The sequence below is a fragment of the Shewanella sp. GXUN23E genome (assembly GCF_050865035.1).
Classification (GTDB): domain Bacteria; phylum Pseudomonadota; class Gammaproteobacteria; order Enterobacterales; family Shewanellaceae; genus Shewanella.
This window is the reverse complement of sequence record NZ_JBOZWP010000001.1, coordinates 396,444-423,107: the sequence shown is the minus strand read 5'-3', so window position 1 is coordinate 423,107 and position 26,664 is coordinate 396,444. Positions and strand designations below refer to the sequence as shown.

Genomic DNA, 26,664 nt, shown 5'->3' with positions numbered 1-26,664 from the left:
CAGTTGACGCGGGGTGGAGCAGCATGGTAGCTCGTCGGGCTCATAACCCGAAGGTCGTCGGTTCAAATCCGGCCCCCGCAACCAGCTCCCAGTTACTTGTCTTGATAGATTAGTTACTGAATACAGGTTCTTAAAGCAATGACCTCGTGATTACGGGGTTTTTTGTTATTTGGACTTCGACATTGGCCGTGAAGTGAGCGGCGAAGTACTGGGGCTTTATAGCCCTTTTTTGTTTTTTTGGGGGTCAACTTTGGCAACATTGGAAAACAGACTGGCGGAGACGCTTAAAGGGCCTGTGGAATCTCTGGGCTACCAGCTGTGGGGCATCGAATATCTCCAGGCGGGTAAGCATTCGACGCTGCGAATCTATATCGACAGTGAGAATGGGATTAACATCGAAGATTGTGCCGAAACCAGCCGTCAGGTCAGTGCTGTTCTCGATGTTGAAGACCCTATCTCCCACGAATACACACTTGAAGTTTCTTCTCCCGGGGTAGATCGTCCGCTGTTCAATGCGCAACAGTACGCCCGGTATGTTGGTGAAGAGGCCAAAGTACAACTGACTATGCCGGTTGATGGTAGTCGTAACATGAGAGGCACCATCACCAAAGTCGAAGGACAGATGCTGACTTTGACCGTGGATGGTAAAGAAAAAGTCGTAGCCATTGATAACATTCGCAAAGGCAATGTGATTGCGAAGTTTTGATGGATTAAAGGTGAACGAGGCAAGACGATGAATAAAGAGATTCTGCTGGTTGCTGAAGCGGTGTCCAACGAAAAGGCCGTACCGCGCGAGAAAATTTTTGAGGCGCTGGAATACGCCCTGGCAACTGCTACCAAGAAAAAATATGAAGGCGATATCGACGTGCGCGTCGCTATCGACCGTAAGACCGGTCACTATGAGACGTTCCGCCGCTGGTTGGTGGTAGAAGACACTGGTGAGCCGCTGGAAAATCCATATCGCGAGATCACTCTGGACGCTGCACGCTTTGAAGATCCTGAGCTGCAACTGGGTGACTATGTTGAAGATCAGATTGAGTCAGTGGTGTTTGACCGTATCACAACCCAGACCGCCAAGCAGGTTATCGTACAGAAAGTACGTGAAGCCGAGCGTGCTCAGGTGGTTGAGCAGTTTGCGGATAAAGAAGGCGAGCTGATCACCGGTGTAGTGAAGAAGAGCAACCGCGACAGCGTAGTGGTTGATCTGGGCAACAATGCCGATGGCGTGTTGTACAAAGAAGATCTGATCAGCCGTGAAAGCTTCCGTCCTGGTGACCGTGTCCGTGCACTGCTGTACTCAGTACGTCCGGAAGCCCGCGGCGCTCAGCTGTTCCTGACCCGTACCAAGCCAGAGATGCTGATCGAACTGTTCCGTGTGGAAGTTCCTGAAATCGCTGATGAAATGATTAACGTCATGGGCGCAGCCCGCGATCCTGGCAGCCGTGCAAAAATTGCGGTGAAATCCAACGACAAGCGTATCGATCCTATCGGTGCCTGCGTAGGTATGCGTGGTGCCCGGGTTCAGGCTGTATCCAACGAGTTGGGTGGTGAGCGTGTTGATATCGTGCTGTGGGATGATAATCCAGCGCAGTTTGTGATCAATGCCATGGCACCGGCTGATGTGGCTTCTATCATCGTGGATGAAGACAACCACTCTATGGATATTGCGGTGGAAGCCGATTCTCTGGCGCAGGCGATTGGCCGTAACGGTCAGAATATTCGTCTGGCCACTCAGCTGACCGGTTGGACACTGAACGTAATGACAGTGGAAGACATGAACGCCAAGCACCAGGCCGAAAGTGCCAAGGTGGTTGACCTGTTCACCGGTGCACTGGATATCGACGATGATTTTGCCCAGATACTGGCAGACGAAGGCTTTACCTCTCTGGAAGAGATCGCCTACGTGCCGGTGTCCGAGCTGCTGGACATTGATGGTCTGGATGAAGACACCGTTGAAGCTCTGCGCGAGCGCGCCAAAGCCGCTATCTCTACCCGTGCTCTGGCACTGGAAGAGGCGCTGGACGGTGTTGAGCCAAGCGATGAATTGCTGGCTCTGGAAGGTATGGAACGTCACCTGGCTTACATTTTGGCAAGCAAAGGCGTTGTAACACTCGAAGATTTGGCCGAACAAGGCATTGATGATTTGATCGAAATTGAAGAATTGACAGAAGACAAGGCTGGTGAGCTCATCATGGCTGCCCGCAACATCTGTTGGTTCGGCGAAGAAGCATAAGTCGATCAACAGGGGGAGTTAACTGATGACAGAAACCACAGTAGAAAAACTGGCTTCGGAAGTAGGCAAAGACGTTGAGCGACTGATTGAGCAGTTTTCTCAGGCGGGCATTAACAAGTCCCGCAACGACGCTGTCACCGAAGCTGAAAAGCAGGCGCTGATTGAATTTTTGAAAAAGCAGCATGGCGCCGATGGTCAACCGACCAAGATGACGCTGCAACGTAAGACAGTATCTACCCTGAGCGTGAATGCCGGCGGTGGTCAGTCTAAAGACGTTAAAGTTGAAGTACGCAAAAAGCGCACTTTCGTGAAGCGTGATCCTGCTGCGCTGCAAGCTGAAGCGGAAGCTCAGGCCAAGGCGGAAGCAGAAGCCAAAGCTGCTGCAGATGCCGCAGCCAAGGCCGAGGCAGAAGCCAAGGCCCGCGCAGAAGCTGAAGCGGCTGCCAAAGCTGCAGAAGCCAAGGCCAAAGCTGAGGCCTCGCCAAAGGCGGAGAGTGCAGTGAAGAAAGATGAGCCAGAGACAGAAGAAGCCCGTGAAGCTCGTCTGGAAGCTCAGCGCATCAAGAGCGCTCAGGAAGAAGCTCTGAAGCGTAAGCAGGATGAAGAAGCTGCCAAGGCTGCTGAAGAAGCCCGTCGTCTGGCTGAAGAAAATGCCAAGCGCTGGGAAGAGGAAGAGCATACTCGTCAGCAGGCTGAGCACAGCGACGACCACCATGTGACTACCTCTAAAGTTGCCCAGGCTGCTGAAGATCGCAGCGACATGGACGAAGAGAAACGTGGTCGCCGTGGTCGTGGCAAAGTACAGGCCAAGAAACGTGGCGGTAAAGATGCCCGTGAAGGTCGTGAACGTCACATCAAGGGTAAGACTGCACCTAAGTCCAATGCCCATGGCTTCAACAAGCCTGTGGCTGCCGTGAACCGTGAAGTTCGTATCGGCGAAACCGTGACTGTTGCCGATCTGGCTCAGAGAATGGCCGTAAAAGCCACTGAAATCATCAAGCAGATGATGAAGATGGGCACCATGGTCACTATCAACCAGGTGCTGGATCAGGAAACTGCTCAGCTGGTTGCCGAGGAAATGGGTCACAAAGTTGTTCTGCTGCGTGAAAACGAGCTGGAGCATCAGGTGCTGGCTGACCGTGATGATGATGAGAAACTGGAGCCACGCGCACCGGTTGTGACCATCATGGGTCACGTTGACCACGGTAAGACCTCGCTGCTGGACTACATCCGTCGCGCCAAGGTTGCCGCTGGCGAAGCCGGTGGTATTACCCAGCACATCGGTGCTTACCATGTAGAAACCGACAACGGCATGGTGACTTTCCTTGATACTCCGGGTCACGCCGCGTTTACCGCAATGCGTGCCCGTGGTGCCAAGGCCACCGATATCGTTATTCTGGTTGTGGCCGCCGATGACGGCGTAATGCCGCAGACCATCGAAGCGATTCAGCACGCCAAGGCCGGTAACGTGCCTTTGATTGTGGCTGTGAACAAGATGGACAAACCAGAAGCCGATCCGGAGCGTGTGAAGAGCGAACTGGCTCAGCACAACGTGATGTCTGAAGAGTGGGGCGGCGAAAACATGTTCGTTTACGTCTCTGCCAAGGCAGGTACCGGTGTAGACGAGCTGCTGGAAGCCATTCTGCTGCAGGCTGAAGTACTGGAACTGACAGCCCGCCGTGAAGGTATGGCTGCCGGTGTGGTGATTGAATCCAAGCTGGACAAGGGCCGTGGTCCTGTGGCCACTGTACTGGTTCAGGAAGGTACTCTGCGTCAGGGCGATATCGTACTGTGCGGTCTGGAGTACGGTAAGATCCGTGCCATGAAGGATGAAAACGGTAAGTCAATTACTGAAGCCGGTCCATCTATTCCGGTAGAGATCCTGGGTCTGTCCGGCGTACCTTCTGCCGGTGATGAAGCCACTGTTGTTCGCGACGAGCGTAAAGCCCGTGAAGTTGCTCTGTATCGTCAGGGTAAATTCCGCGAAGTGAAACTGGCACGTCAGCAGAAGGCCAAGCTGGAGAACATGTTCGCCAACATGACTGAAGGCGAAGTGCAGGAACTGAACATCATCCTGAAGGCCGACGTACAGGGCTCTCTGGAAGCGATTGCAGACTCTCTGACCAAGCTGTCTACCGATGAAGTGAAAGTGAACATCATCGCCCGTGGTGTTGGTGCACTGACTGAAACCGATGCAACTCTGGCCGCGGCGTCCAACGCTATCATGCTGGGCTTCAACGTCCGTGCTGATGCTCAGGCGCGTAAGACCATTGAAGCTGAAGCTGTGGATCTGCGTTACTACAGCGTGATCTACGACCTGATTGACGAAGTGAGAGCGGCCATGAGCGGCATGCTGTCTCCTGAAGTTAAGCAGCAGATCATCGGTCTGGCAGAAGTTCGTGATGTGTTCAAGTCACCTAAGCTGGGCGCTATTGCTGGCTGTATGGTAATTGAAGGTATCGTGAAGCGCAGCGCGCCAATCCGTGTACTGCGTGACAACGTGGTTATCTATGAAGGCGAACTGGAATCTCTGCGTCGCTTCAAGGATGACGTCAACGAAGTTCGTAACGGTATGGAATGTGGTATCGGCGTGAAGAACTACAACGACGTTCGCGTAGGCGATCAGATCGAAGTATTCGAAACCGTTGAAGTTGCACGTACCCTGTAATCGTTAGTATTTGATAAGGGCGGTCGATACCTGTACCGGGTTGCAGTGAATGTCATTCGCTGTTTCCCGGGGCCGGTGTGGCCGCCCTTTGGTGATTATTATGGCAAAAGAATTCAGTCGTACCCGTCGTATTGGCCAGCAGCTGCAACAGGAGCTGGCGATGGTGTTGATGCGCGAAATGAAAGATCCCCGCGTCGGCATGGTTACTGTCAACGACGTGGACGTATCCCGGGATCTCAGTTATGCCAAGGTGTTTGTCACTTTCTTTGAAGACAACCCAGAGGCTATTGAAGATAAGCTGGCAGCACTGGAAGTGGCGGCGCCTTATATCCGTACTCTGGTTGCCGGTCGCATGAAACTGCGGGTGATGCCTGAGCTGAGGTTCGTCTATGACGCTTCTCTGGTGGAAGGTATGCGCATGTCCAGCCTGGTGTCTCAGGTGATCCAGTCTGACAAAGCCAAGGCAGAAAAGTTTGGCACCCAGGATGAGCAGGATCAGGATACCCAGGGGGAGCAGGACTGATGGCGCGTCGTCCCAAAGGTCGCTTCGTCGATGGCATAGTGCTGATCGATAAGCCCACGGGCGAAAGCTCCAATCATGTGCTGCAACGGGTCAAGCGCATCTACAATGCTGCTAAAGCAGGCCACACCGGTGCGCTGGATCCGCTGGCAACCGGTATGCTGCCCGTGTGTCTGGGGGAGGCGACCAAGTTCTCTTCACACCTTCTGGATGCCGATAAGCGTTATCTGGTGACGGCCAAATTGGGTGAGCGTACTGATACCAGCGACAGCGATGGTGAAGTGGTGCAAACCCGTGAGGTGAATTTTACCGAGCAGCAACTGCTGGATGCGCTGGAGCATTTCCGGGGTGACACCATGCAGGTGCCATCCATGTATTCAGCGCTCAAGTATCAGGGGCAGCCGCTGTACAAGTATGCCCGTGAAGGCAAAGAAGTACCCCGTGAGGCGCGGCCAATCACTGTATTTGAGCTGAACTTTATCAAGCTTGAAGGCAATGAGCTGACACTGGATATCCACTGCTCCAAAGGCACCTATATTCGCACCATCATTGATGATTTGGGTGAGATGCTGGGTTGTGGCGCCCATGTGGTGATGCTGCGCCGCACCGCGGTGGCCGGTTACCCCTATGAAAAAATGGTGACGCTGGAACAGCTGGAAGCCTTGCTGGAGCAGGCCCGTGAGCAAGACATCCCGCCGAAGGAATTGCTCGACCCTATGCTGCTGCCGATGGACACAGCCGTTGCGGATCTGCCTGAGGCCAATGTGGCCGATGCGGCTGCCGGTTATCTGATGAATGGTAATCCGGTGCAGGTCAGCGGGCTTAAACCTGACACCCTGGTGCGTATTACTCTGGGGGATGAGCGTCGCTTCGTGGGCGTCGGTCAGATGAACGATGATGGTCTGCTTGCTCCCAAACGCTTGATTGTATTGCACCAAGGCCCACAGGAATAACGGCTTGCGCCAACTGGCGAATGTGGCTAAAATACCGCTCCTTCGGCTGAGTTAGTGATCGGCTGAAGACATACTTATATTTTTGGAGAGACTCATGTCACTAAGTACTGAAGCGAAAGCAAAAATCGTAGCTGAATTCGGCCGCGGTGAAAACGACACTGGTTCTACTGAAGTTCAGGTAGCTCTGCTGACTGCGCAGATCAACCACCTGCAAGACCACTTCAAAGAACACATCCACGATCACCACTCTCGTCGTGGTCTGCTGCGTATGGTTTCTGCTCGTCGTAAGCTGCTGGCTTACCTGAAGCGTACCGAAGCTGCACGTTATGCAGAACTGATCCAGAAGCTGGGTCTGCGTCGCTAATCGCGTTTCGCTCAAAAGAGGGAGGCATCTGCCTCCTTTTTTGTTATTTCAAAGCCACCCTCAGGGTGGCTTTTTTTGTGTCCGCGAACAATCTGAAGGCTCCGGCTGGTGTCTGTGACCGGTTGGCTTAACTGCGATTATGCCCATGTTGCAGACGGCAGCGGGAACAAAAAATAAGCGTGCCCCGAACCCCGGGAGCCCTTTATCTGTAACAGGCACTTGCAGTATACTTACGCGCGTATTTAAGGTCATTAAATTAAGGAATGGGTCAAGTGAATCCTATCGTAAAAAGTTTTGAGTATGGTCAGCATACTGTCACCCTGGAAACAGGCGTTATTGCCCGTCAAGCCGATGCCGCCGTTCTGGCCAGCATGGGCGACACCACTGTTCTGGTGACTGTGGTTGGCAAGAAAGAAGCCGATCCAGGCCGTGACTTCTTCCCTCTGACTGTAAACTATCAGGAAAAAACTTACGCAGCCGGTAAGATCCCTGGTGGTTTCTTCAAGCGTGAAGGCCGTCCATCTGAAGACGAAACTCTGATTGCACGTCTGATCGACCGTCCAATCCGCCCACTGTTCCCTGATGGTTTCACCAACGAAGTTCAGGTAATCATCACTGTAGTGTCTGTTGACCCACAGATTGAGCCCGACATCATCTCCATGATCGGTACCTCTGCTGCGCTGGCGATTTCAGGTATTCCATTTAATGGCCCGCTGGGTGCTGCCCGTGTTGGTTATGTAAACGGTGAATACACCCTGAACCCAGGTGCTGCTGAACTGGTTGGTTCTCAGTTGGATCTGGTGGTTGCCGGTACTCAGGCTGCGGTACTGATGGTTGAATCTGAAGCCAAAGCGCTGCCAGAAGAAGTGATGCTGGGCGCTGTGGTTTACGGTCACGATCAGCAGCAGGTTGTTATCAATGCCATTAAAGAGTTTGCCGCTGAAGCGGGTAAGCCACTGTGGAACTGGTCAGCTCCTCAAAAGGATCAGTCTCTGGTTGCCCAGATCAAAGAACTGGCTGAAGAAGATCTGACTGCGGCTTACCAGATCATTGCCAAGCAACAGCGTTACGAAGCGGTTGGCGCGATCAAGAAAGCCACTATCGAAAAGCTGCAGGAAACCAATCCTGAGCTGGACGTGCGTGAAGCCGCTGATCTGCTGGGCAGCCTGGAGAAGCAGGTTGTTCGTAGCCGTATCATCGCCGGTATGCCACGTATTGACGGTCGTGAGCCTGATATGGTTCGTGCCCTGTCTGTGATGGCTGGCGTGCTGCCACGTACTCACGGCTCTGCCCTGTTCACCCGTGGTGAAACTCAGGCACTGGTTACCTGTACTCTGGGTACCGAGCGTGACGCGCAGAAGATCGACTCTATCATGGGCGAGCGCACCAATCGCTTTATGCTGCACTACAACTTCCCGCCATACTCTGTGGGTGAAACCGGTATGGTTGGCTCGCCAAAGCGCCGCGAAATCGGTCACGGCAAGCTGGCATGGCGCGGTATTAACGCGGTAATGCCGACTTCTGAAGAGTTCCCATACTCAGTACGTGTGGTATCTGAAATCACCGAATCCAATGGTTCTTCTTCCATGGCTTCTGTGTGTGGTACTTCTCTGGCGCTGATGGATGCCGGTGTACCTATCAAGACTTCTGTAGCCGGTATTGCTATGGGTCTGGTGAAGGAAGGCGACAACTTCGTCGTACTGTCTGACATTCTGGGTGACGAAGATCACCTGGGCGACATGGACTTCAAAGTAGCCGGTACCCGTGAAGGTGTGACTGCACTGCAGATGGACATCAAGATCGAAGGTATCACCAAAGAGATCATGGAAATTGCGCTGCAGCAGGCTTACGGTGCCCGTGTTCACATTCTGAATGTGATGGATCAGGCTATCGAAGCGCCACGTGCAGACATCTCTGATCACGCACCACGCATTACCACCATCAAGATCAACCCAGAGAAGATCCGTGATGTTATCGGTAAAGGCGGTGCGGTAATCCGTGCGCTGACCGAAGAAACCGGTACCACTATCGAACTGGAAGATGACGGTACTGTGAAGATCGCCTCTACCAACGGTGATGCTACCCGTGAAGCGATCCGTCGTATCGAAGAGATCACTTCTGAAGTTGAAGTCGGTCGTATCTACAAGGGTAAAGTTATCCGTATCGTAGATTTCGGTGCTTTCGTTAACATCCTGCCAGGCAAAGACGGTCTGGTTCACATCTCTCAGATTGCTGAAGAACGTGTAACCAACGTATCTGACCATCTGCAACTGAACCAGGAAGTAGACGTTAAGGTAATGGAAGTAGATCGTCAGGGCCGTGTGCGTCTGTCTATCAAAGAAGCCAATACCAAAGCGCCAGCGGCTGAATAAGTTAATTATTCATACTGCTAATAAAGGAGACCTGCGGGTCTCCTTTTTGTTTTTGTTAAATAACAAAGCAATACAGTGACTTTTGTCGATGGCGCCTGGAGCAGTGGGTTGCTATTATGGAGCGATACAGTATCCGCTTAACCTGTACCCAGTGGTCGGGGAGTTGGCGGGACTTACGCATATAGGTATTAAGGATGAAATCAAAGTTTCCCTTTGCATTGCTTGCCATGACGCTGGGGTTGAGCCTGCTTGGTACAGGTTGCAGCAGTACCGCCGAACGCCCTGATCTGCAGGGCAAGATGGTGGTAGTACCGCCCATGCCTGAATATAAGAAAGAAGTGACACTGGCCAAACTCAACGAGATTCTGGGCAGTATGGAGTTGTCGCAGGAGCAGAGGGCTCGTTTTCTGTATGAGCGGGGCGTCATTTATGACAGCGTTGGTTTGCGCCTGTTGGCCAGAATTGATTTTCATCAGGCATTGAAGCTTGAGCCACAGTTGGCCGATGCTTACAACTTTCTGGGGATTTATTACACTCAGGAAGGAGAGTATGAGAGTGCCTACGAGGCTTTTGATGGCGTGCTGGAACTTGCTCCCGATTACGATTATGCCTTCCTTAACCGAGGTATCGCCCTTTACTATGGTGACCGCAAGGATTTGGCGGTAGGGGATTTACGCACCTTCTATCAACTGCAACCCCAGGATGGATATCGGGCGCTGTGGTTATATCTGGTGGACAGCGAGAGTCATCCTCAGGCAGCATTGGCAAATCTTGCCGAGCAGCGAAATAATCTGCCGGATGGTGCCTGGTCCAGCGCGATTGTTGATTTTTATCTGGCAAGACTCGATAAATCCGGGCTGTTTGATGCGGCTGCAGATGGGGTTATTGATATAAACGAGTACACAGAGCGTCTGTGTGAGGCTTATTTCTATCTGGCCAAATGGGAAATCGCTGCAGGAAACCTTGACGAGGCGAGCAACTATTTCAAACTGGCACTGGCTACCAACATTTATGATTTTGTAGAGCACAGATATGCCCGTCAGGAGTTGCAGAAGATTCTGGATCTCAGCAATGAAGATATCGAGACTGAGCAGCAATAACTGCGTCTGCCGAACCCAATAAAAAGAGCCGCTGACTGCGGCTCTTTTTATTGGTGTAAGGCAAGCCAGGCTCTCTACTCAGACATTGCCGGCATGGGGGCTGTGCGCTCAACAAACTGGGATTCAATCAACAGAATTGCCTCATCCAGAATTTCTTTTGAAGCCTGATAGGCTGCATTGGCATCCCGGGACTTGATCATTTCCAGAATATGCTGATGTTTCAGCACATCTGCTCCGGGGACCCCTTTGATTCTGTTGGTATAGCGAATACTCACCTGCAAAGCTGTGGCGATGAAATTGGTCAGCTGATAGAAGAACCGATTGCCGCTGGCCTCAAGGATGGCGGTATGGAACGCGATATCCGCTTCCAGTGGATCATCCAGGCCGTTATCGGCATCACGCATCCGGTTGAGCGCATGTTCAATGTGTCTGAGCTGCTCGGCATTCGCCTGCAGGGCTGCCAGCGCACACGCCTGCGGTTCGATGGCTACCCGCATCTGAGTGAACTCATGCAGCAACTGAATTGACGGTTTGGAACTTAATATCCAGCTCAAAACATCAGTATCAAACAAGTTCCAGTTATGTTCAGGCATTACCCGAATGCCTTGTTTGGGGCGAGAGGTGATCAGGCCCTTTGCCGACAACATTTTTACTGCTTCACGGGTAGCGCTGCGACTTACGCTGTAAATAGAACAGATCTCTGCTTCAGAAGGGAGTCCACTGCCAATCGCATAATTACCCTTAACAATCTCAATCCCGAGATCGTGGGTCAGCTGATGGGTTAAATTATGTTTCTCACGTAGATTCATCATATTTCTTATTAATCACGTAAATAGCCAATGTGCCAGGGGCGAAAAAAGCACATAAATTCTGTTCATCAAGTAATTCATCCTACCCAGTTTTAACCGCGTGGCAATCGGAAAATCCCATCCAAGGCAAAAAACACCCATTGGTGTGGGGTAAGTCGCTATGTTGACTTTATGTTAAGTGTAGTATAAATATTATAAATAGATTTGAGCAGGATAAATCATCCTGCCTGTTGTACCCGGAAGCGGGACAACAACGGTTGAGTAGAAGGGCGGTCCATGGTGTTGAACATTGCCGCAGGGGAATGAGTGGAGAAATAACCTAATCAATCAGGATTAATTGGCTGAAATAGTTGCAAAAGTGACTAAGCTGTTACAGCTTTTCTTTTGGGGCTATTGATTAGGAGCAGATTTATGACCATCTCACAGCTCGATTATCGGTTGGACGGGCGAGGGGTTTTTATAACGGGCGGCGCAACCGGGATTGGCGCCGCGCTGGTGACTGCCTTTATTGAGCAGGGCGCCAATGTCGCCTTTGTGGACACGAATCAGGCCGCAGGTGAAGCGCTGGCGCAGGCCTTGACTCCTGCGGCTGACCGGCAACTTCGGTTTGCAGTTGTGGATGTGACTGATACCAAAACGTTGCAGCGTGAAATAGCGCTGGTAGGTGGTCAGTTTGGACAACTGGATGTGCTGATTAATAACGTTGGTAACGACAGCCGTCAGGATTCGGCCACGCTGACAGAGTCAGACTGGCTGCACTGTATGAGCATCAATCTGCATCCGGCGTTTTTCGCTGCGCAGGCTGCAGTGTCACTGATGAAGGCCAATGGCGGCGTGATCCTGAACTTCTGTTCCAATCTGGCCTACATAGGTGAGCGCAATATGGCTGGTTATATCACCGCCAAAGCAGGCCTTGCCGGATTGACCAAGGCCCTGGCCCGGGATTTCGGCGCTGACGGAATACGGGTTAATGCCATTGTCCCGGGTTGGGTGGCGACTGAGCGCCAGTTGAATCAATGGTTGTCGCCAGAGCAGGAGCAGCAGCTGATGGAAATGGTCGCAGTGCCAAAGCGCATACTCCCTGAAGATATCGCCAGGCTGGCTCTGTTTCTGGCATCCGAGGACAGCGGCTTCATCACCGGCCAGTGCATGGTGATCGACGGAGGCAGAATATAAGTGACAGCGGCTGATAAGGTCATTCTGGTCGATTGGGGAGCCAGTTGTCTCAGAGCCTATTTATGCAGGCAGGGACAGCAACGGTTGCAGATATTGGATACCGCAGTTGGTCCGGGGGTGGCCAAGGCTGAACGTCAGTTTGAGGCGATTTTAACTTCTGTGATAGCGCACTGGCGCGCTGAATATGGTTGTCTGCCCGTGATGATGTCCGGCCACATAGGTTCCAATCTTGGTTGGCATGAAGCGCCCTATGTGTATTGTCCTGTCTCGCCAGTGGATGTCGCCGGTCATAGCGTGAGTTTTTCTGCCGGTGGGCATCGGGTATATGTGATCCCCGGAGTGTGCTGCGCCGACGACAGTCAACATCTGGATGTGATGCGCGGGGAGGAAATCCACGTGCTGGGCTGGTTACAGCTGGCGCAAGAGCATACCAAAGGCAAACATCTGCTGTGCTTGCCGGGCACTCATACCAAATGGGTGCTGGTTGAAGATGGGCTTATCCGCATGGTTAAAACTGCCATCACCGGAGAACTGTTTGAGCTGCTGAGTGAACGCAGTGTGTTGGTGCAGCAGCGCAGTGACGAGATAGATCAGCAGGTGTTCAGCATGGCTGCCAGGCTGACGCTGGAGAGTGAAAACGGTCAGTTTGTGCATGGCTTATTTGGGGTCAGAACCTTGCAGATCCTGGGGAAACTCACCCCCTGGCAGGCGACTTCGTATCTGTCCGGCCTGCTTATCGGCAGCGATGTCAGGGCCGCTATCATGGCGCAAGAATGGCAGCTTGATGAGCTGGATTCGTTAGTGCTGATAGGTCGTCGTCCCTTATGCGAACTTTTTGAAACAACAATGAAAATTAAAAATTTGCCGGTTGTCTGTATCGACGACCAGGAAACCTGCATCAGTGGTTATTCCGCGATTTATCGGGCGGTCTTGAGCTGATGGTTAATCCTGCGGCGTGACCAATGGCACGTGCGCTTCACAACAACAAAAATATGCTCATTGGGGGAGTATATGGAACTGACCACAGTAGACTTATCAGTGTTCGCGCTGTATGTCGTGACACTTTTTACTATCGCCATGCTGGTTTCCCGCGAGAAGGCCGGACATACGAAAGACGCCAATGACTATTTTCTGGCGGGCAATACCCTTCCCTGGTGGGCGATTGGCGCTTCATTGATTGCCGCCAACATTTCCGCTGAACAGATTATCGGTATGTCCGGTTCCGGTTACCAGATTGGTCTGGCCATTGCGTCATATGAATGGATGGCGGCTATTACGCTGATCATTGTGGGTAAATATTTTCTGCCCATTTTCCTCAAGAAGAAAATCTACACCATGCCACAGTTTCTCGAATATCGTTTCGATGGGCGGGTCAGGCTGACCATGGCGATTTTCTGGCTTGGGGTGTATGTGTTTGTCAACCTCACCTCCGTGCTGTGGCTGGGGGCGCTGGCGGTCAACACCATGGCTGGTGTGGATATGTTTTATGCCATGCTGTTCCTGTGTCTGTTCTCCATCGCATACTCACTCTACGGAGGTCTGAAAGCGGTGGCCTTCACCGATATCATCCAGGTGGTGTTGTTGATTTTCGGTGGTCTGTTTTTGACCTTCACCACGCTCAGCATGCTGGGTGATGGAGAGGGAGTTATCAGTGGTCTGAATAATCTGATGACCCGCGCTCCGGAAAAGTTCGACATGATTCTGGCGCCCGATCATCCTCATTACGTGGATTTGCCGGGGTTGTCGGTCTTGGTGGGCGGTATGTGGGTGATGAACCTGTCTTACTGGGGTTTTAATCAATACATTATCCAGCGGACACTGGCCGCCAAGAGTCTGAGAGAGGGGCAAAAAGGTATCGCGTTTGCGGCGTTTCTCAAGCTGCTGATGCCGATCATTGTGGTGTTGCCGGGGATCGCTGCTTATTTGCTGCTGCCCGGGCTTGAACGTCCGGACCGGGCCTATCCTGAGCTGATGTTGCTGATGCCCCAGGGGATCAGAGGGTTGATTTTTGCCGCCGTTATTGCTGCCATCGTGTCGTCCGTGGCCTCGATGACCAACAGTATTGCGACCATCTTTACCATGGATATCTACAACAAACTGGGCAACAAACAGCATGATCCTGCTCATCTGGTGAAGGTAGGCCGTTTGGTTAGTTTGCTGTCATTGGTGATCGCGCTGGTGACGGCCAAGCCGCTGCTGGGTAATTTCGATCAGGCATTCCAGTATATTCAGGAATTTACCGGCTTCTTTACGCCTGGCATCGTGGTGCTGTTTTTGCTCGGTATGTTCTGGAATAAAACCACCGCCAATGGTGGTCTTGCCGCAGCGCTTGGCTCGGCGGTACTGTCTTTTGGATTCAAGCTATGGTGGCCGCAGTTGCCATTCATGGATAGGGTTGGGCTGGTATTTATCCTTTGTGGTCTGCTCGCCATCCTGGTCTCTTTGGTTGAGCAGAATAAAGTTCAGCCTAAGGCGATTGAGCTGGCAGATGTAAATTTCGTTACCTCAAAGGGATATAACATTGCCGGGGTCGCTGTGGCGCTGATCCTCATCGCCGAATATTCTGCCTGGTGGTAATGCCTTGAGCATCTCAGTCCGTTTTCTCTATTCGGTACCCACAGGCAATCTGCTGGGAGAGGGCGTTACCTGGGATGCGTCGCAGCAAAGGGTGTGGTGGACCGATATTGAAGCCCGCACCCTGTCAAACTTTTGCCCGTCCAGGCGGGCATTAACCCAGTATTCTTTACCCTATCGGCTGTGCAGTTTTGGACTGACAGATAAGCCGGGTACTCTGATCGCGGCCTTTGACCGGGGCGTGGCATTGTACGAGGTCGATAGCGGTAAACTGAGCTGGTTATACCGGCTGCAAACAGAAAGCGCTGGATTGCGCCTGAATGACGGACGGGTCGATGCGGCCGGACGTTTCTGGTGTGGCTCTATGATAGAGCAGGATACCAGAGTAAAGTCATCCGGCAGTCTTTATCGCCTGAGCGGCTACCAGTGCCAGGAGATGCTCAGCGGATTTGAGATATTCAACGGTCTGGCCTGGAGTCCCGACAACCGCTGGATTTACTGTGCTGATTCGGCCCGTAACCTGATATTCAGGCATGCGTTCAACTTGTTTGATGGCAGTATGGGGGAGGGGGAAGTATTTGCCTCGACGCCAGCGGGGATCCATCCCGATGGCTCTGTCATCGACAGCGAAGGCTGTTTGTGGAATGCCCAGTGGGGTGGTGCGCGGGTTGTACGGTATCGCCCTGATGGTCAGATAGATCTGATTATTCCCATGCCCACCAGTCAATGCAGCTGTGTCTCTTTTGGTGGTGCAAAACTGGATTTGCTGTTTGTTTCCTCCGCCAGTACGGGACTTGATGCCGAGACCTTGGCAAGCCAACCTCAGGCCGGCGACTTGCTGGTTTTTCAGGTTCAGGGGACCAGGGGACTTGCGGGCAACTGCTTTTCGCCTTGAGATTGCTTCCGGTTTTCTGTCGGGTTATCGCCCCTGGTTTTTCTGGTTTGCCGAGTGTTTATTCATGTAACGTGATCTGTTTTTTCCTTGTCGTTGTTCCTTGGCTTCTTTCTGCTGTTGGCATTGCCGTATGTGCTGCCAACTCCCGGTTTTTACTGGTGCTTTGTCCGCAGGACTTTCGCTGCGGTCAGCCCCTTTCTTCTTGTCGACGATGGTACTGCGCGGTTTCATTTTCTGCCGTTGACTGACCTCCACTCTTCAAATGTTATCGGTTTGTTATTGACACTTTGGGCAAACTCGTTTAATTGATATTAATTATACTATAAATAATGCAATAAAAATGAGGGAGCGGAATGTCTGAACTGGTAAGTATTTCCAATGAGTTTCTCAGGCTGTCAGTGTTGCCTGCGCTGGGGGGCAGCATTGCATCCTTTGATGCGCTGATAGACGGTCATTGGCAACCCATTTTACGTCGCTGGAATAAAGACAACACGCCGCTGGCAACGGGTTGTTTTCCCATGCTGCCGTTTTGTAACCGTATTCAGGATGCGCAGTTTGCCTGGCAGGGAGGCCTAGTTAGCCTGCAGGCCAATCTGCCTCCTGAGTCACATGCAATACACGGGTTTGGCTGGCAGCAGAGCTGGACGCTTGAGCACCTCAGCGGCAGTCAGATCCTGATAAGTCATCATCAGGACGATCCAGGACAATGGCCTTTTTCCTACCTGTGCTTTCAACGTTTTTCTTTGAGTCGCTGCAGTCTGCGGGCTGAGATGGTTATCACCAATCAGGGAACTGAACTGATGCCGGTGGGTGCAGGCTTTCATCCCTATTTTTGTATGACACCGGATGTCAGATTGATCGCCGATTGTGAGGAGCAGTGGCTGGTGGATGACAACATGATGCCGGAGGGCAAAATTCCGGTATCGCCTCAGTTGCAGACCGACCAGGGGATGGCGCTGCAGGGCAGCGGTCTGGATAACCTGTTCAGCGGTTTTAAAAGCCCCTGCCGGATTATCTGGCCTGGTGCAGGAGTGCAGCTGGATATGCGCACGTCCAACAGCTGTCGGTTTCTGCAGGTCTATTGCCCAGATGCTGAGGATTACTTCTGTGTTGAGCCCCAGAGTATGAGTATCGATGGCTTCAACCGACAGCAGGCCGGTTTGACTGACTCTGGCACGGCGCTGCTGGAGCCGGGGGAGTCGTTTACCGTGTGGATGGAGTTGTTTCCGGCGTCGGTCAAAGCAGGATAAAGGGAGAGGCTGCCGGGAAATGTAAAAACATTGTCAACGAACTTGCTTATTATGGTATTTATAATATAAATTAAATTCTGTTGTCATTTTCTGGTCAAATTTAGGGGGACACGGTGAAGGTATTGGTAACCGGAGGGATGGGATATATCGGCAGTCACACTTGTCTGGCGCTGCTGGATGCGGGCTTCCAACCAGTGATCTTCGATAACCTGTCCAACGCCAGCAAGGCTGTACTGACGCAGATAAATAAAATCAGCGGCGTGACGCCTGCCTTTGTTGAAGGGGATATCAGAAATACCGCACTGGTGCGCCAGACTCTTGAGCACTACGGCTGTGAGGCTGTGATTCACTTCGCTGCGCTGAAAGCCGTCGGTGAGTCGACCGTCGAGCCTCTGAATTACTACGACAATAATGTCAGCGGTACGCTGTCATTGCTGCAGGCGATGGACAGTGCTGGTGTCAGACGAATCGTATTCAGTTCGTCGGCGACTGTGTACGGCGAGCCTGACTACATTCCGATTGATGAGCATCATCCGCTGCGCGCCACCAATCCCTATGGCTGGAGTAAGGTGATGGTTGAACAGGTATTGGCGGATCTTTGTCAGGCTGACAGTCGCTGGCAGGCAACGGCGCTGCGCTATTTCAATCCGGTGGGGGCGCATGAGTCCGGTGAGCTGGGAGAGAACCCATTGGGAACACCCAATAATCTGATGCCCTATGTAGCACAGGTGGCCGTGGGTAAACGCAGTTTGCTGAGCGTTTTTGGTAACGATTATCCCACTGCGGATGGCACTGGGGTGCGCGATTATATCCATGTGATGGACTTGGCCAGCGGTCATGTGATGGCGCTGAAGGCCAGGCTGGAAGGCTACTTTGCCTGCAATTTGGGGACTGGTCAGGGATACTCGGTGACCCAGTTGATAGAGACTTTCAGGCAAGTATCGGGCAAAGCGATCCCCTGTGAATTTGTCGAGCGCCGTCCGGGTGATGTGCCGTGCTCCTATGCCAACAGCGAACTGGCGCAGCAGGTACTGGGCTGGCAGGCCCACAAAGATTTGACTGCAATGGTCACCGATGTGTGGCATTGGCAACTCAACTACCCCATGGGTATCTGAAAGGATAGATGATGAAGGCGTTTGAATTTCCTCACCGGCGGTACAACCCATTACTGGACGAGTGGGTACTGGTGTCGCCACACCGTAATAACCGCCCCTGGCTGGGCGCGACAGAGACTCTGCCACAGGACGATATCCCGGCTTATGACGCGGATTGTCCTTTGTGTCCGGGTAATCAACGAGCCAACGGCGAAGCCAATCCGGAATACGACAGTACCTTTGTATTTACCAATGATTTTGGTGCCATATTGCCCCACATGCCGCCAGAGCTACCCGCCCAGCGGGGGATACTGGCCAAGGCTGAGCCGGTGTGCGGCGAGTGCCGGGTAGTGTGTTATTCACCGGATCACGGCAAAACTCTGGCGGATATGACTCCTGAGGCCATCTCGCTGTTGGTGAATACCTGGGTAACGCATTACCGCGAGCTGTCAGTTATCTATCCCTGTATTCATATCTTTGAAAACAAAGGCGCAGTCATGGGATGTTCACAACCGCATCCCCATGGACAAATCTGGGCCCATCATCATAGGTCATCTGAAATTGAAACCGAGAATACGCACCAGGCGGCATATTTCAGTGAGAAGGCGAGCTGTTTGCTGGATGATTATGTACAGATGGAATTGGCCGACACAAGTCGGATTGTCGCCCAGAATGAACACTGGCTGGTTGTAGTGCCTTACTGGGCCAAATGGCCATTTGAAACGCTGCTGTTGAACAAATGCGCGCTGACAGATCTGGGACAGCTGGACGAATCACAGCAACAGACGCTGGCGGCCATTCTGTCAGAGCTGACTATTCGCTATGACAATCTGTTCCAGTGTCGCTTCCCTTATTCAATGGGCTGGCACAATGCGCCTCAGGATTTGCAGGACAAACAACACTGGCGCCTGCACGCCCATTTTTATCCACCCCTGTTGCGTTCGGCCACAGTGAAGAAATTTATGGTGGGCTATGAGATGCTGGCTGAAAGCCAGCGAGATTTAACTGCGGAAACTGCGGCCAAACTGCTGCGTGACGTCAGCCAAACACATTATTCCAAGGAGGCGCGGCCATGATCCCTGTGCAACTTTTTGAACAGTTTGAAACACTGTTTGCAACTTCCCCGCAGGGGTACAGCAGTGCCCCGGGGCGGGTCAATCTGATTGGGGAATTTACCGATTACAACGAAGGGCTGGTATTGCCCTGCGCATTGCAGTTTCGTACCTGGGTTGCCTATCGTCTGCGTGACGATAATTTGATTAAAGCCTATTCCATCAACTATCCGGATGAATGTGAAGTCATCGATCTTAACGAACCGGTGCGTCATGGATTGCTGCACTGGGGCAATTACATCCGTGCTATCGCCTATGTTTATCAGAAGCAGGGGTACCAGCTGGGTGGCCTGGACATTCTCATCAGCTCAGACGTGCCGCAGGGCGCCGGGCTATCATCTTCGGCGGCGCTGGAGGTGTCGTTGGGCGGCGCGTTGAACCAGGCTTTCGGACTGGCGCTCAGCGAGCAGCAAATTGCGCTGCTGGGACAACAGGCTGAAAATGAATTTATGGATTGTCAGTGCGGCATCATGGATCAGCTGGTGTCCGCCAAAGCCAGTCAGAATCAGGCGCTGATGATCGATTGTCAGGATTTGAGTATTCAGCACTATCCCATTCCTGAGGATCTGGCGCTGGTGGTGATCAACTCCAACTTTCCCCGCAAGCTGGTGGAGAGCGAGTACAACCTGCGTCGCAGCGATTGTATGAACGCGGCCGCCAAAATGGGCGTGTCGAGTCTCAGAGAGGCAACCATGCCATTGCTGGAGACGGTCCGCAGTAAGATGACGGTCAATGAGTTCAAGCGTGCCCGCCATGTTATCACCGAAAATGCCCGGGTCGTGGCAGCGGCCAAGGCGCTGTTGCAGGATGATTTATCCAGGCTCAGTGAGCTGATGACGGCATCTCATACCTCACTCAAGCAAGACTTTGAGGTGACTGTGCCGGCAACTGACGGGCTGGTGGAGATATGTCAGCAGGCATTGGGTAACCGGTGTGCTACCCGGATGACGGGCGGTGGTTTTGGCGGGGCAGTGATCTGTATCTGTCACCATGAGGATGTTCCCAAGGTGATAAAGGCAGTATCCACTCAATACTGTGCCAGTTTTGGACTGGAGGAAACCATCTACGTGGCCCACGCCGGTGATGGCTTGCAAACAGGTGTATTTGAAGCTGCCATGGCGGCGCATGGATGAGACACGGCGATGAATAAATGGTGGATTCCGGCATTGGTGCTGGCCGGCGGTATGTCAGCAGTGGCGTATTGCGAGTTGGATAAAGCGGTAGAGACGCCGCCGGTTTCCCGGCCACCCAATGTGGTTTACTTTCTGGCTGATGATATGGGGGTAGGGGATGTTGGGGCTTATGGTCAGCAGAAGATACACACTCCCCACATAGATCAGCTGGCCAGTGAGGGGATGCTTTTTACCCGCCATTATTCAGGCAGCTCAGTGTGTGCCCCATCCAGAGCCAGTTTGATGACTGGCATGGATATGGGTCATGCAGCGGTAAGAGGCAACCAGCAAAGTAAGGCCAAGTCAGCGGTACCTGAGAATCTGGGGCAAATTCCGTTGCCATCAGAAACTCTGACGGTTGCGCATCTGTTTCAACAGGCCGGATACCGTACCGGGGCCTTTGGCAAATGGGGCCTGGGCGCCATGACCAGCAGCGGTAACCCATTCAACATGGGTTTTGATGAGTTTTATGGCTACCTTGATCAGCGCAATGCCCATAATTATTTCCCGCCCTATCTGTGGCACAACGAGCAACGCCAGTTGCTGCACAATCCGGTTATTGATGTGCATCCCAAACCATCCGAGGTGCAGCCCTATCATGCTTATATGGGGCCGGATTATGCGCCTGACCTGATTTTTGCCAAAGCGCAGGATTTTGTCCGTCGTTATCAGCATGAGCCGTTTTTCCTGTATGTGCCTTTCGTTGTTCCCCATGCCGCGCTGCAGGTGCCGGATGAGGCATTGGCACAATATGAGTTTGACGAGGTACCGCATCAGGTGACCGGGGGCAACGATTACACGCCTCACCCGCGGCCAAGGGCGGCAAGAGCAGGAATGATTTCCGCCATGGATGCTCAGGTAGGACAAATGATGGCCTTGCTCAAGGAGTTGCATCTGGACGACAACACCTTGGTGTTTTTCTCCAGCGATAACGGTGCCTCCAGCGCCGGTGGCTCGGATATTGACTTCTTTGCCAGTACCGCAGGCCTTAGGGGGGAAAAGGCAACCCTGTATGAAGGTGGGATCCGGGCACCTATGATTGCCCGCTGGCCGGGCAATATTAAGCCCGGCTCTGAAAGCCAGGTGGTTTCGGCATTCTGGGACATGTTGCCAACCTTTGCCGAGCTGCTGGGAATACCGGCTCCTGTTACCATTCAGGGGCAATCGTTGCTGCCAGCGCTGCGGGGCAAAGAGCAGCAGGTTCACGATACACTCTACTGGGAGTTTCATGCCGGTAATCCTTCCCAGGCCGTGGTGATGGGGGATTGGAAGGCCATACGTCATTTCACCAGGACCAAAGGTGCCGACAAAAAGCACGGCGCTATGGTGCCGGGGAACATTGAGCTGTATCAGCTTGGGAGTGATCCGGCTGAATCCGTGGATGTTGCCGCTCAACATCCACAGCTGGTGGCCCGGGCGTTGGCGGTAATGAATCAGCGACAGGCATCGTCACTGGATATCTGGAACTTCGACTGATTAACCGTTTCAGAGTGCTCCCGCGTCGACGCTGGTCGGATTGCGGGAGCCTGGAACTCAGCATCATCCATACCCCAAATCAGCGCCGGGAAATCTGATTTAGACAGTCAGAATCAAGCCGTCAATATCACATCAAAGTATCAAAAAGCAGGGAGCAGGAAGACAAATCGCGCCAACGATAACGAACGTTATCCGGTTTTGCGGTGTTGTTTGTGCCTCAAATGGCGTTTATCGGCGCCACGTTCACTAGAGACAACCCCTACTGGTCGTCATCAGCCATCCTGCTGGCAATTATCTATCGTTGCCAATCCGAAGCAATATCAGAGTCCCGACAACTATCGGCTATCCAGCAACCTGGCCGGCGCTTTTTTCGGGAATCCTTTTTTGCGCTGACTGTGTGATGAGCTTGCATTATCACCTGTGATGGCTTTGCATCATCGCTCATGCTGCTTTCAGTCAAACAGCGAGGCCTGGCGGTTGTGGGCTGAGGTTAGATTGAACGGGTCATCCACCTGCTCAAAATATTCGACCCAGGCTGTGTTACTTCGTGGAAACTCCCGCTGCAACGCCTTTTTCGTTTGCTTAAGGATGCTGTGCCTGTCGCCTGTGCAGGTGTGATGGTGAAAGCCCTGTTCAATCAGCGAAAACTCGCCCATCGCCCGGCAATATATCAGTATGCTTCTGTCTTTCTTATAGGTTTTAAATCTTACCGCCTCGTTTGCGGCCATATGTTTCAGGTGCTTATCCACCAAAGGTAAAACCTGGGAAATAGGGATCATCTGTGGACTTAATACCAACTTCATTAATAGTTTGATCAATTCAGAGCGTGTCAGGGATTCTGATTCAAGGCGCATTGATTGACTAAGGGTGGCTCCCTTTGAGAGCAATGCAACACAGAAGCAGGATACCTGACACGCTCACGCAGTGCGGGTTTCAATGCGCTTGATACTGTGTTGAGCCGTCTTGACATAGCACCACTATGACTTCGCCAGCTCGCCTTGTCTCAAGCGCATTGAACTCCCGCTGAAACAGATCAACTATTAAATGAAATTGGTATAAGACCCCGAGTTTATGCGATCCGAAAGATTAGGGCGTCAGGGCTGGGATTAATTCGATGTCATGTTTTTTTGTGTCGATTCTCCGGATAAATCCAACTCGCTGTTTACCTGGCCGATGGTTGCTGCTCTGAACTCAATGTGGCGATGATTGCCGGCTTGATGCCAACTCAGCGGGACGTTGTCGCGAACGCAATGACTGGGGTATCAGGTTGGGGAAGTGGAGGTTCAGATAAAAATCAGCCGCAACCCTAGTTGCGGCTGATTACAATGTCGCTCTAGGAGCGCTCGTCGGATTGGGAGCACAAGCGTCGTGCTTTGCTTTTTTATCAACAAATTAGCTCCGGACCGGTTGGCTTGTAACCATTGCCAGAGCTGATGCCCGCTGAACCAACTCGCTGCCAAAGCGCGGTCGCTTAAGGGCGGTAGCCCTGCTGCACTATCTGCTCCATCCGGGTCTGCATCTGCGCCAGCTGCGAGGATTCGTTGACCGCCAGATTGGTGGTTTCACCGGCGTCATTGCTCAGGTTGTAGAGTTGCTGCTCATGCTGCAAACCGGTTTCGACATCTTTGTTATGCAGCCAGTCCGGCAAAGATTCGCCCTGAAATGGCCGGATATATTTCCAGTTATTGTGACGCAGGGATAAGGTGCCGACCGACTCTTTAACCAGCCACTCCCGCCCCTGATCGGAATTGCCCAGCCAGACGTCAGTCAGGGGGACGCTGTCAATAGCTTCATCGTCAGCCAGTTTAAGGCCGAGAATATCTGCCATAGTGGCGTAAATATCCAGTTGTGACACCAGTGCCGCGCTTTCTCTGGGCGCTATGGTGCCCGGCCAGTAAAGGATGGTCGGCACCCGGGTACCACCTTCGTAGGCGCTGTACTTGCCACCCCGGAAAACCCCCGCCGGTCTGTGATCTCCCACCAGTTCCACTGCCTGATCTTCATAACCATCGTGCAGCACCGGACCGTTATCGCTGGTGAACATCACTATGGTGTTATCGGCAATGCCCAGGGTATTGAGTTCCTTGATTATCTGACCCGTTATCCAGTCCAGCTGGGCAATGGCATCGCCCCTTGGCCCCATACTGGATTTACCCTTGAATCTGGGGTTGGGCAGTCTGGGCACATGAATATCGTGCATGGAGTGAAACAGGAAGAAAGGTTGGTCCTTGTGGGCCCGCATGAAGTTCACTGCTTTTTCAGTGAAGATGTCGGCAAACTCTTCATCCACCCAGTAAGCCGCCTCGCCGCCACTCATGCTGCCTATCCGGCTGACGCCATTGACTATGGTGTTGGAGTGCTGGGGGTCGGCTTTCATCCGCAGCAATTCCGGGTGATCCAGCCCGGTGGGCCGCTGACCTATATTGTGTTGATAGTTGACCTCCAGCGGATCGGCCTGTTCCAGCCCAACCACATGGTGGTTTTCCAGATAGACAGTCGGTACCCGATCGCCGGTGGCCGGCAGCAGAAAGCTGTAATCAAAACCCAGTTCCAGTGGGCCGGGTTTCACCGCCTGATTCCAGTCAACCTGACCATCCCCCAGCCCCAGATGCCACTTACCTATGACCGCCGAGGCATAACCGGCCTGTTTGAGCAATTTGGGTAAGGTAGGTTGGCTGGGACTGATCAGCAAAGGTGCATCGCCGGGCAGAATGGCTGCTTTGCTGCGAAAGCCGTGCTCCCCGGTCAGCAGCGAATAACGCGAAGGGGTGCAGGTGGCCGCCGAGGCGTGAGCATCCGTCAGTTTAAGACCATTGGCGGCCAATGCATCGATATTGGGGGTGGCAACGCCAGTGGCACCGTAACTGCCGACATCGCCATAGCCCAGATCATCGGCATAAATGATGACCAGATTAGGCGCCTTTTTGGCGGACGCTTCGGCCACGCCGGGTTGTGCCGCGGTCGCGTTCGATTGCGCCTGTGTGCTGGGGTTGCAGGCCTGGAGCAGCAGAGCCATCAGGGCTGGCAACCAGAGTAGGGACTTGTGCTTCATACTGGTTCTCTTTTCATAGGTTAAGGCAAGGATTGATAAACTTGTTGCGGCGCGGGCGAAGTCGGGTGGTATGCCGGATTGGCTTGGTCAGCCATAGGTGCATTGACCATGCGCTGCCAGGCCCGCAATTTTTGATACAGCTGGCGTTCGATATCGCTCCGGCTGGCGGCTATGTCCTGTTGTTCTCCCGGATCGGCATGCAAATCGAACAGCAGATTGGTGTCCGTTTCGTCGTTATGGATTAATTTGTAATGCCCGTCGCGGATCGCCGAAGCCGGCGTATGTTTCCAATAAGAATATGCAGGATCTGAATTGATTGCGGCATTTTGCGTCATATAGACCGGCGCATGCCAAAACAGGGTTTTGTCACTTTTTTGCTGTTGCCTGACTGCCAGCGTCAGCAGATTGTCCTGGGTCTGTTCAAGCCCCAGCAGATGACTGACAGTCGCAAACAGTTCGGAAAGCTGTACCGGGGTTTGGTTTTGGGTATCAGGCGGGATGACCCCTGGCCAGCGCATCAGCAATGGCGTGCGGATGCCGCCTTCAAACAGGGTACTTTTGGCGCCCCGGTAGGGCAGTGATGAGGTGACCGGCTCGAATCCGCCGTTGTCCGAGGCAAAGATCACCAGGGTATTGTCGGCCTTGCCCATGGTCTGGAGCGCGCTGAGCAGTTTGCCCACATTGGTATCCAGGTTGCTGACCATGGCTGCATAAGTAGCATTTTTGATTTTGCCTGCCTGCATTGCCGGTAGATGCGGGCGGATGTCATTTTCTGACGCTTCAATTGGCGTGTGGACTGCGTAAAAGGGCAGGTACAGGAAAAACGGTGACTGTTGTTGCTGCATGTAGCTGATGGCTTCAGCGGTCAGGCGATCGGCCAGATACTCATCCTGTTGCTTTGGCTGTTCAAGTCCCGGCAGTGCCCGTTTGTCTGCGCCATAGGGAAAGAAATGGCTGGGCGCATGGCCCAGTCCCGAGGCCGCAAGTGCCTCATCAAATCCATAAGCTGTCAGTGGCTGCTCTCCCAAATGCCACTTACCTATGATAGCGGTGTGATAGCCCCTGAGTTTGAACAGATCGGCCAGAGTTGGAATGGCCGGGTCAAGCTCGGTGCGATTTTTAGGGGGGGTCAGCTTCATCAGCGCCGGTTTGCCTCTGGCGCTGCTGCCTACGGTCAGAATTCCATGCTCAGCCGGTGTCAGCCCGGTCATTAAACTGGCCCGGCTGGGCGCGCAGTTACCGGCATTGGTATAGGCCTGGCTGAAGCGCACTCCGGCATTGGCCAGGGTGTTGATATTGGGAGTGGCATATTGGTGAGCGCCATATACCTGGGTATCCATAATCCCCAGATCGTCGGCCAGGATCAGCAGTACATTGGGTTGTGCTTCACCATTGAGCGCCTTGTCTGCCGCTGTTTGCGGCTGGCTTGCCCGGACGTTGACGGGGGTGTTGGTATCGTTCAGCAGCCTGTCCAGCACTATTGCCTGCACCGGAAGCTGGCACAGGCACAGCAACGCTATGCCGCCGGTGGCGATGATTTTCAGTCTCTTGTTCACCAGGTGTCTCCCTGTTCCATATTTTTCAAACTTGTCGCTACATTTTGTCAGCGTTCACTCTGTAGCTGGCAAGTAAGTCAATCATTTGTCTGTGCAGTCTCGTAACTACAGCATTTTGTGCTGAATTAAATTGTCTGTTCTTAATTGCATACTTAAGAGTGCTTGATTGTTTATGCTAACCTGCTGTTTGCATTAAGTTGATTCCTCCGTCTCTCACTTCCATAACGAAAGAATGTTTCGTGCGTGTTGATCTTTTGTTGCTATTAAATTATTAATACTATAAATCAT

21 protein-coding genes and 1 tRNA gene are annotated in these 26,664 nt (G+C 52.8%); 18 read left to right on the top strand and 4 right to left on the bottom strand.

The window, feature by feature from the left end; genetic code table 11:
* Positions 1 to 7 precede the first annotated feature (7 nt).
* From ACRRUX_RS01780 to nlpI, 9 genes are all read left to right on the top strand, one after another.
* Positions 8 to 84 (top strand) — tRNA-Met (locus ACRRUX_RS01780).
* A 166-nt stretch (positions 85 to 250) separates the two neighbouring features.
* Positions 251 to 706: a ribosome maturation factor RimP gene (gene rimP / locus ACRRUX_RS01775; RefSeq protein ID WP_432526555.1), complete on the top strand. Its 456-nt coding sequence runs from the start codon at positions 251 to 253 to the stop codon at positions 704 to 706.
* A 27-nt stretch (positions 707 to 733) separates the two neighbouring features.
* On the top strand, positions 734 to 2,233 hold the full coding sequence (gene nusA / locus ACRRUX_RS01770) for a transcription termination factor NusA (protein ID WP_432526553.1): 1,500 nt from the start codon (positions 734 to 736) through the stop codon (positions 2,231 to 2,233).
* A gap of 25 nt (positions 2,234 to 2,258) precedes the next feature.
* Complete coding sequence (infB, locus tag ACRRUX_RS01765) at positions 2,259 to 4,901, top strand: translation initiation factor IF-2 (RefSeq protein ID WP_432526551.1); 2,643 nt, start codon at positions 2,259 to 2,261, stop codon at positions 4,899 to 4,901.
* Between the two features lie 100 nt (positions 4,902 to 5,001).
* Positions 5,002 to 5,424, top strand: coding sequence for a 30S ribosome-binding factor RbfA (gene rbfA, locus ACRRUX_RS01760; protein ID WP_432526549.1), 423 nt, complete (start codon positions 5,002 to 5,004; stop codon positions 5,422 to 5,424).
* Entirely contained in the window at positions 5,424 to 6,374 is a 951-nt protein-coding gene (truB, locus tag ACRRUX_RS01755) for a tRNA pseudouridine(55) synthase TruB (RefSeq protein WP_432526547.1), read from the top strand. The genes rbfA and truB overlap by 1 nt, the downstream gene beginning before the upstream one ends.
* A gap of 94 nt (positions 6,375 to 6,468) precedes the next feature.
* The gene (gene rpsO, locus ACRRUX_RS01750) at positions 6,469 to 6,738 is read left to right on the top strand and encodes a 30S ribosomal protein S15 (protein WP_432526545.1); all 270 of its coding nucleotides are present in this window, start codon (positions 6,469 to 6,471) and stop codon (positions 6,736 to 6,738) included.
* Between the two features lie 272 nt (positions 6,739 to 7,010).
* Positions 7,011 to 9,110: a polyribonucleotide nucleotidyltransferase gene (pnp, locus tag ACRRUX_RS01745; RefSeq protein ID WP_432526543.1), complete on the top strand. Its 2,100-nt coding sequence runs from the start codon at positions 7,011 to 7,013 to the stop codon at positions 9,108 to 9,110.
* Positions 9,111 to 9,304: 194 nt separating this feature from the next.
* Positions 9,305 to 10,210: a lipoprotein NlpI gene (gene nlpI, locus ACRRUX_RS01740; RefSeq protein ID WP_432526541.1), complete on the top strand. Its 906-nt coding sequence runs from the start codon at positions 9,305 to 9,307 to the stop codon at positions 10,208 to 10,210.
* Positions 10,211 to 10,284: 74 nt separating this feature from the next.
* Here the strand turns inward: nlpI and ACRRUX_RS01735 are convergent, their stop codons facing one another.
* Positions 10,285 to 11,019: a FadR/GntR family transcriptional regulator gene (locus ACRRUX_RS01735; protein ID WP_432526747.1), complete on the bottom strand. Its 735-nt coding sequence runs from the start codon at positions 11,017 to 11,019 to the stop codon at positions 10,285 to 10,287.
* Between the two features lie 411 nt (positions 11,020 to 11,430).
* Here ACRRUX_RS01735 and ACRRUX_RS01730 point away from each other — a divergent pair, with 411 nt between their 5' ends.
* The 9 genes from ACRRUX_RS01730 (at position 11,431) to ACRRUX_RS01690 (ending at position 21,768) form a co-directional block, all read left to right on the top strand.
* Positions 11,431 to 12,195: an SDR family NAD(P)-dependent oxidoreductase gene (locus ACRRUX_RS01730; protein WP_432526539.1), complete on the top strand. Its 765-nt coding sequence runs from the start codon at positions 11,431 to 11,433 to the stop codon at positions 12,193 to 12,195.
* Positions 12,196 to 13,134 carry a 2-dehydro-3-deoxygalactonokinase gene (locus tag ACRRUX_RS01725; protein ID WP_432526537.1) on the top strand — a complete coding sequence of 313 codons (939 nt, stop codon included), beginning with the start codon at positions 12,196 to 12,198 and terminating at the stop codon, positions 13,132 to 13,134.
* A gap of 72 nt (positions 13,135 to 13,206) precedes the next feature.
* Entirely contained in the window at positions 13,207 to 14,772 is a 1,566-nt protein-coding gene (locus tag ACRRUX_RS01720; protein ID WP_432526535.1) for a sodium/sugar symporter, read from the top strand.
* Positions 14,773 to 14,776: 4 nt separating this feature from the next.
* Positions 14,777 to 15,664 (top strand): SMP-30/gluconolactonase/LRE family protein, encoded by an 888-nt coding sequence (locus tag ACRRUX_RS01715; protein ID WP_432526533.1) that lies wholly within the window; start codon positions 14,777 to 14,779, stop codon positions 15,662 to 15,664.
* A 353-nt stretch (positions 15,665 to 16,017) separates the two neighbouring features.
* A complete protein-coding gene (locus tag ACRRUX_RS01710; RefSeq protein ID WP_432526531.1) occupies positions 16,018 to 16,914 on the top strand; it encodes an aldose 1-epimerase in 897 nt (298 codons plus the stop codon).
* A 113-nt stretch (positions 16,915 to 17,027) separates the two neighbouring features.
* A complete protein-coding gene (galE, locus tag ACRRUX_RS01705) occupies positions 17,028 to 18,029 on the top strand; it encodes a UDP-glucose 4-epimerase GalE (protein WP_432526529.1) in 1,002 nt (333 codons plus the stop codon).
* Positions 18,030 to 18,040: 11 nt separating this feature from the next.
* On the top strand, positions 18,041 to 19,084 hold the full coding sequence (locus tag ACRRUX_RS01700) for a UDP-glucose--hexose-1-phosphate uridylyltransferase (RefSeq protein ID WP_432526746.1): 1,044 nt from the start codon (positions 18,041 to 18,043) through the stop codon (positions 19,082 to 19,084).
* Positions 19,081 to 20,253: a galactokinase gene (gene galK / locus ACRRUX_RS01695; RefSeq protein WP_432526527.1), complete on the top strand. Its 1,173-nt coding sequence runs from the start codon at positions 19,081 to 19,083 to the stop codon at positions 20,251 to 20,253. The genes ACRRUX_RS01700 and galK overlap by 4 nt, the downstream gene beginning before the upstream one ends.
* A 9-nt stretch (positions 20,254 to 20,262) precedes the next feature.
* On the top strand, positions 20,263 to 21,768 hold the full coding sequence (locus ACRRUX_RS01690) for an arylsulfatase (RefSeq protein ID WP_432526525.1): 1,506 nt from the start codon (positions 20,263 to 20,265) through the stop codon (positions 21,766 to 21,768).
* A 452-nt stretch (positions 21,769 to 22,220) separates the two neighbouring features.
* Here the strand turns inward: ACRRUX_RS01690 and ACRRUX_RS01685 are convergent, their stop codons facing one another.
* The 3 genes from ACRRUX_RS01685 to ACRRUX_RS01675 form a co-directional block, all read right to left on the bottom strand.
* On the bottom strand, positions 22,221 to 22,571 hold the full coding sequence (locus tag ACRRUX_RS01685; protein ID WP_432526523.1) for a hypothetical protein: 351 nt from the start codon (positions 22,569 to 22,571) through the stop codon (positions 22,221 to 22,223).
* A gap of 668 nt (positions 22,572 to 23,239) precedes the next feature.
* Positions 23,240 to 24,784, bottom strand: a complete 1,545-nt coding sequence (locus ACRRUX_RS01680; protein ID WP_432526744.1) for a sulfatase family protein — start codon at positions 24,782 to 24,784, stop codon at positions 23,240 to 23,242.
* 56 nt (positions 24,785 to 24,840) lie between these two features.
* Positions 24,841 to 26,376 (bottom strand): sulfatase, encoded by a 1,536-nt coding sequence (locus ACRRUX_RS01675; protein WP_432526521.1) that lies wholly within the window; start codon positions 26,374 to 26,376, stop codon positions 24,841 to 24,843.
* Positions 26,377 to 26,664 lie beyond the last annotated feature (288 nt).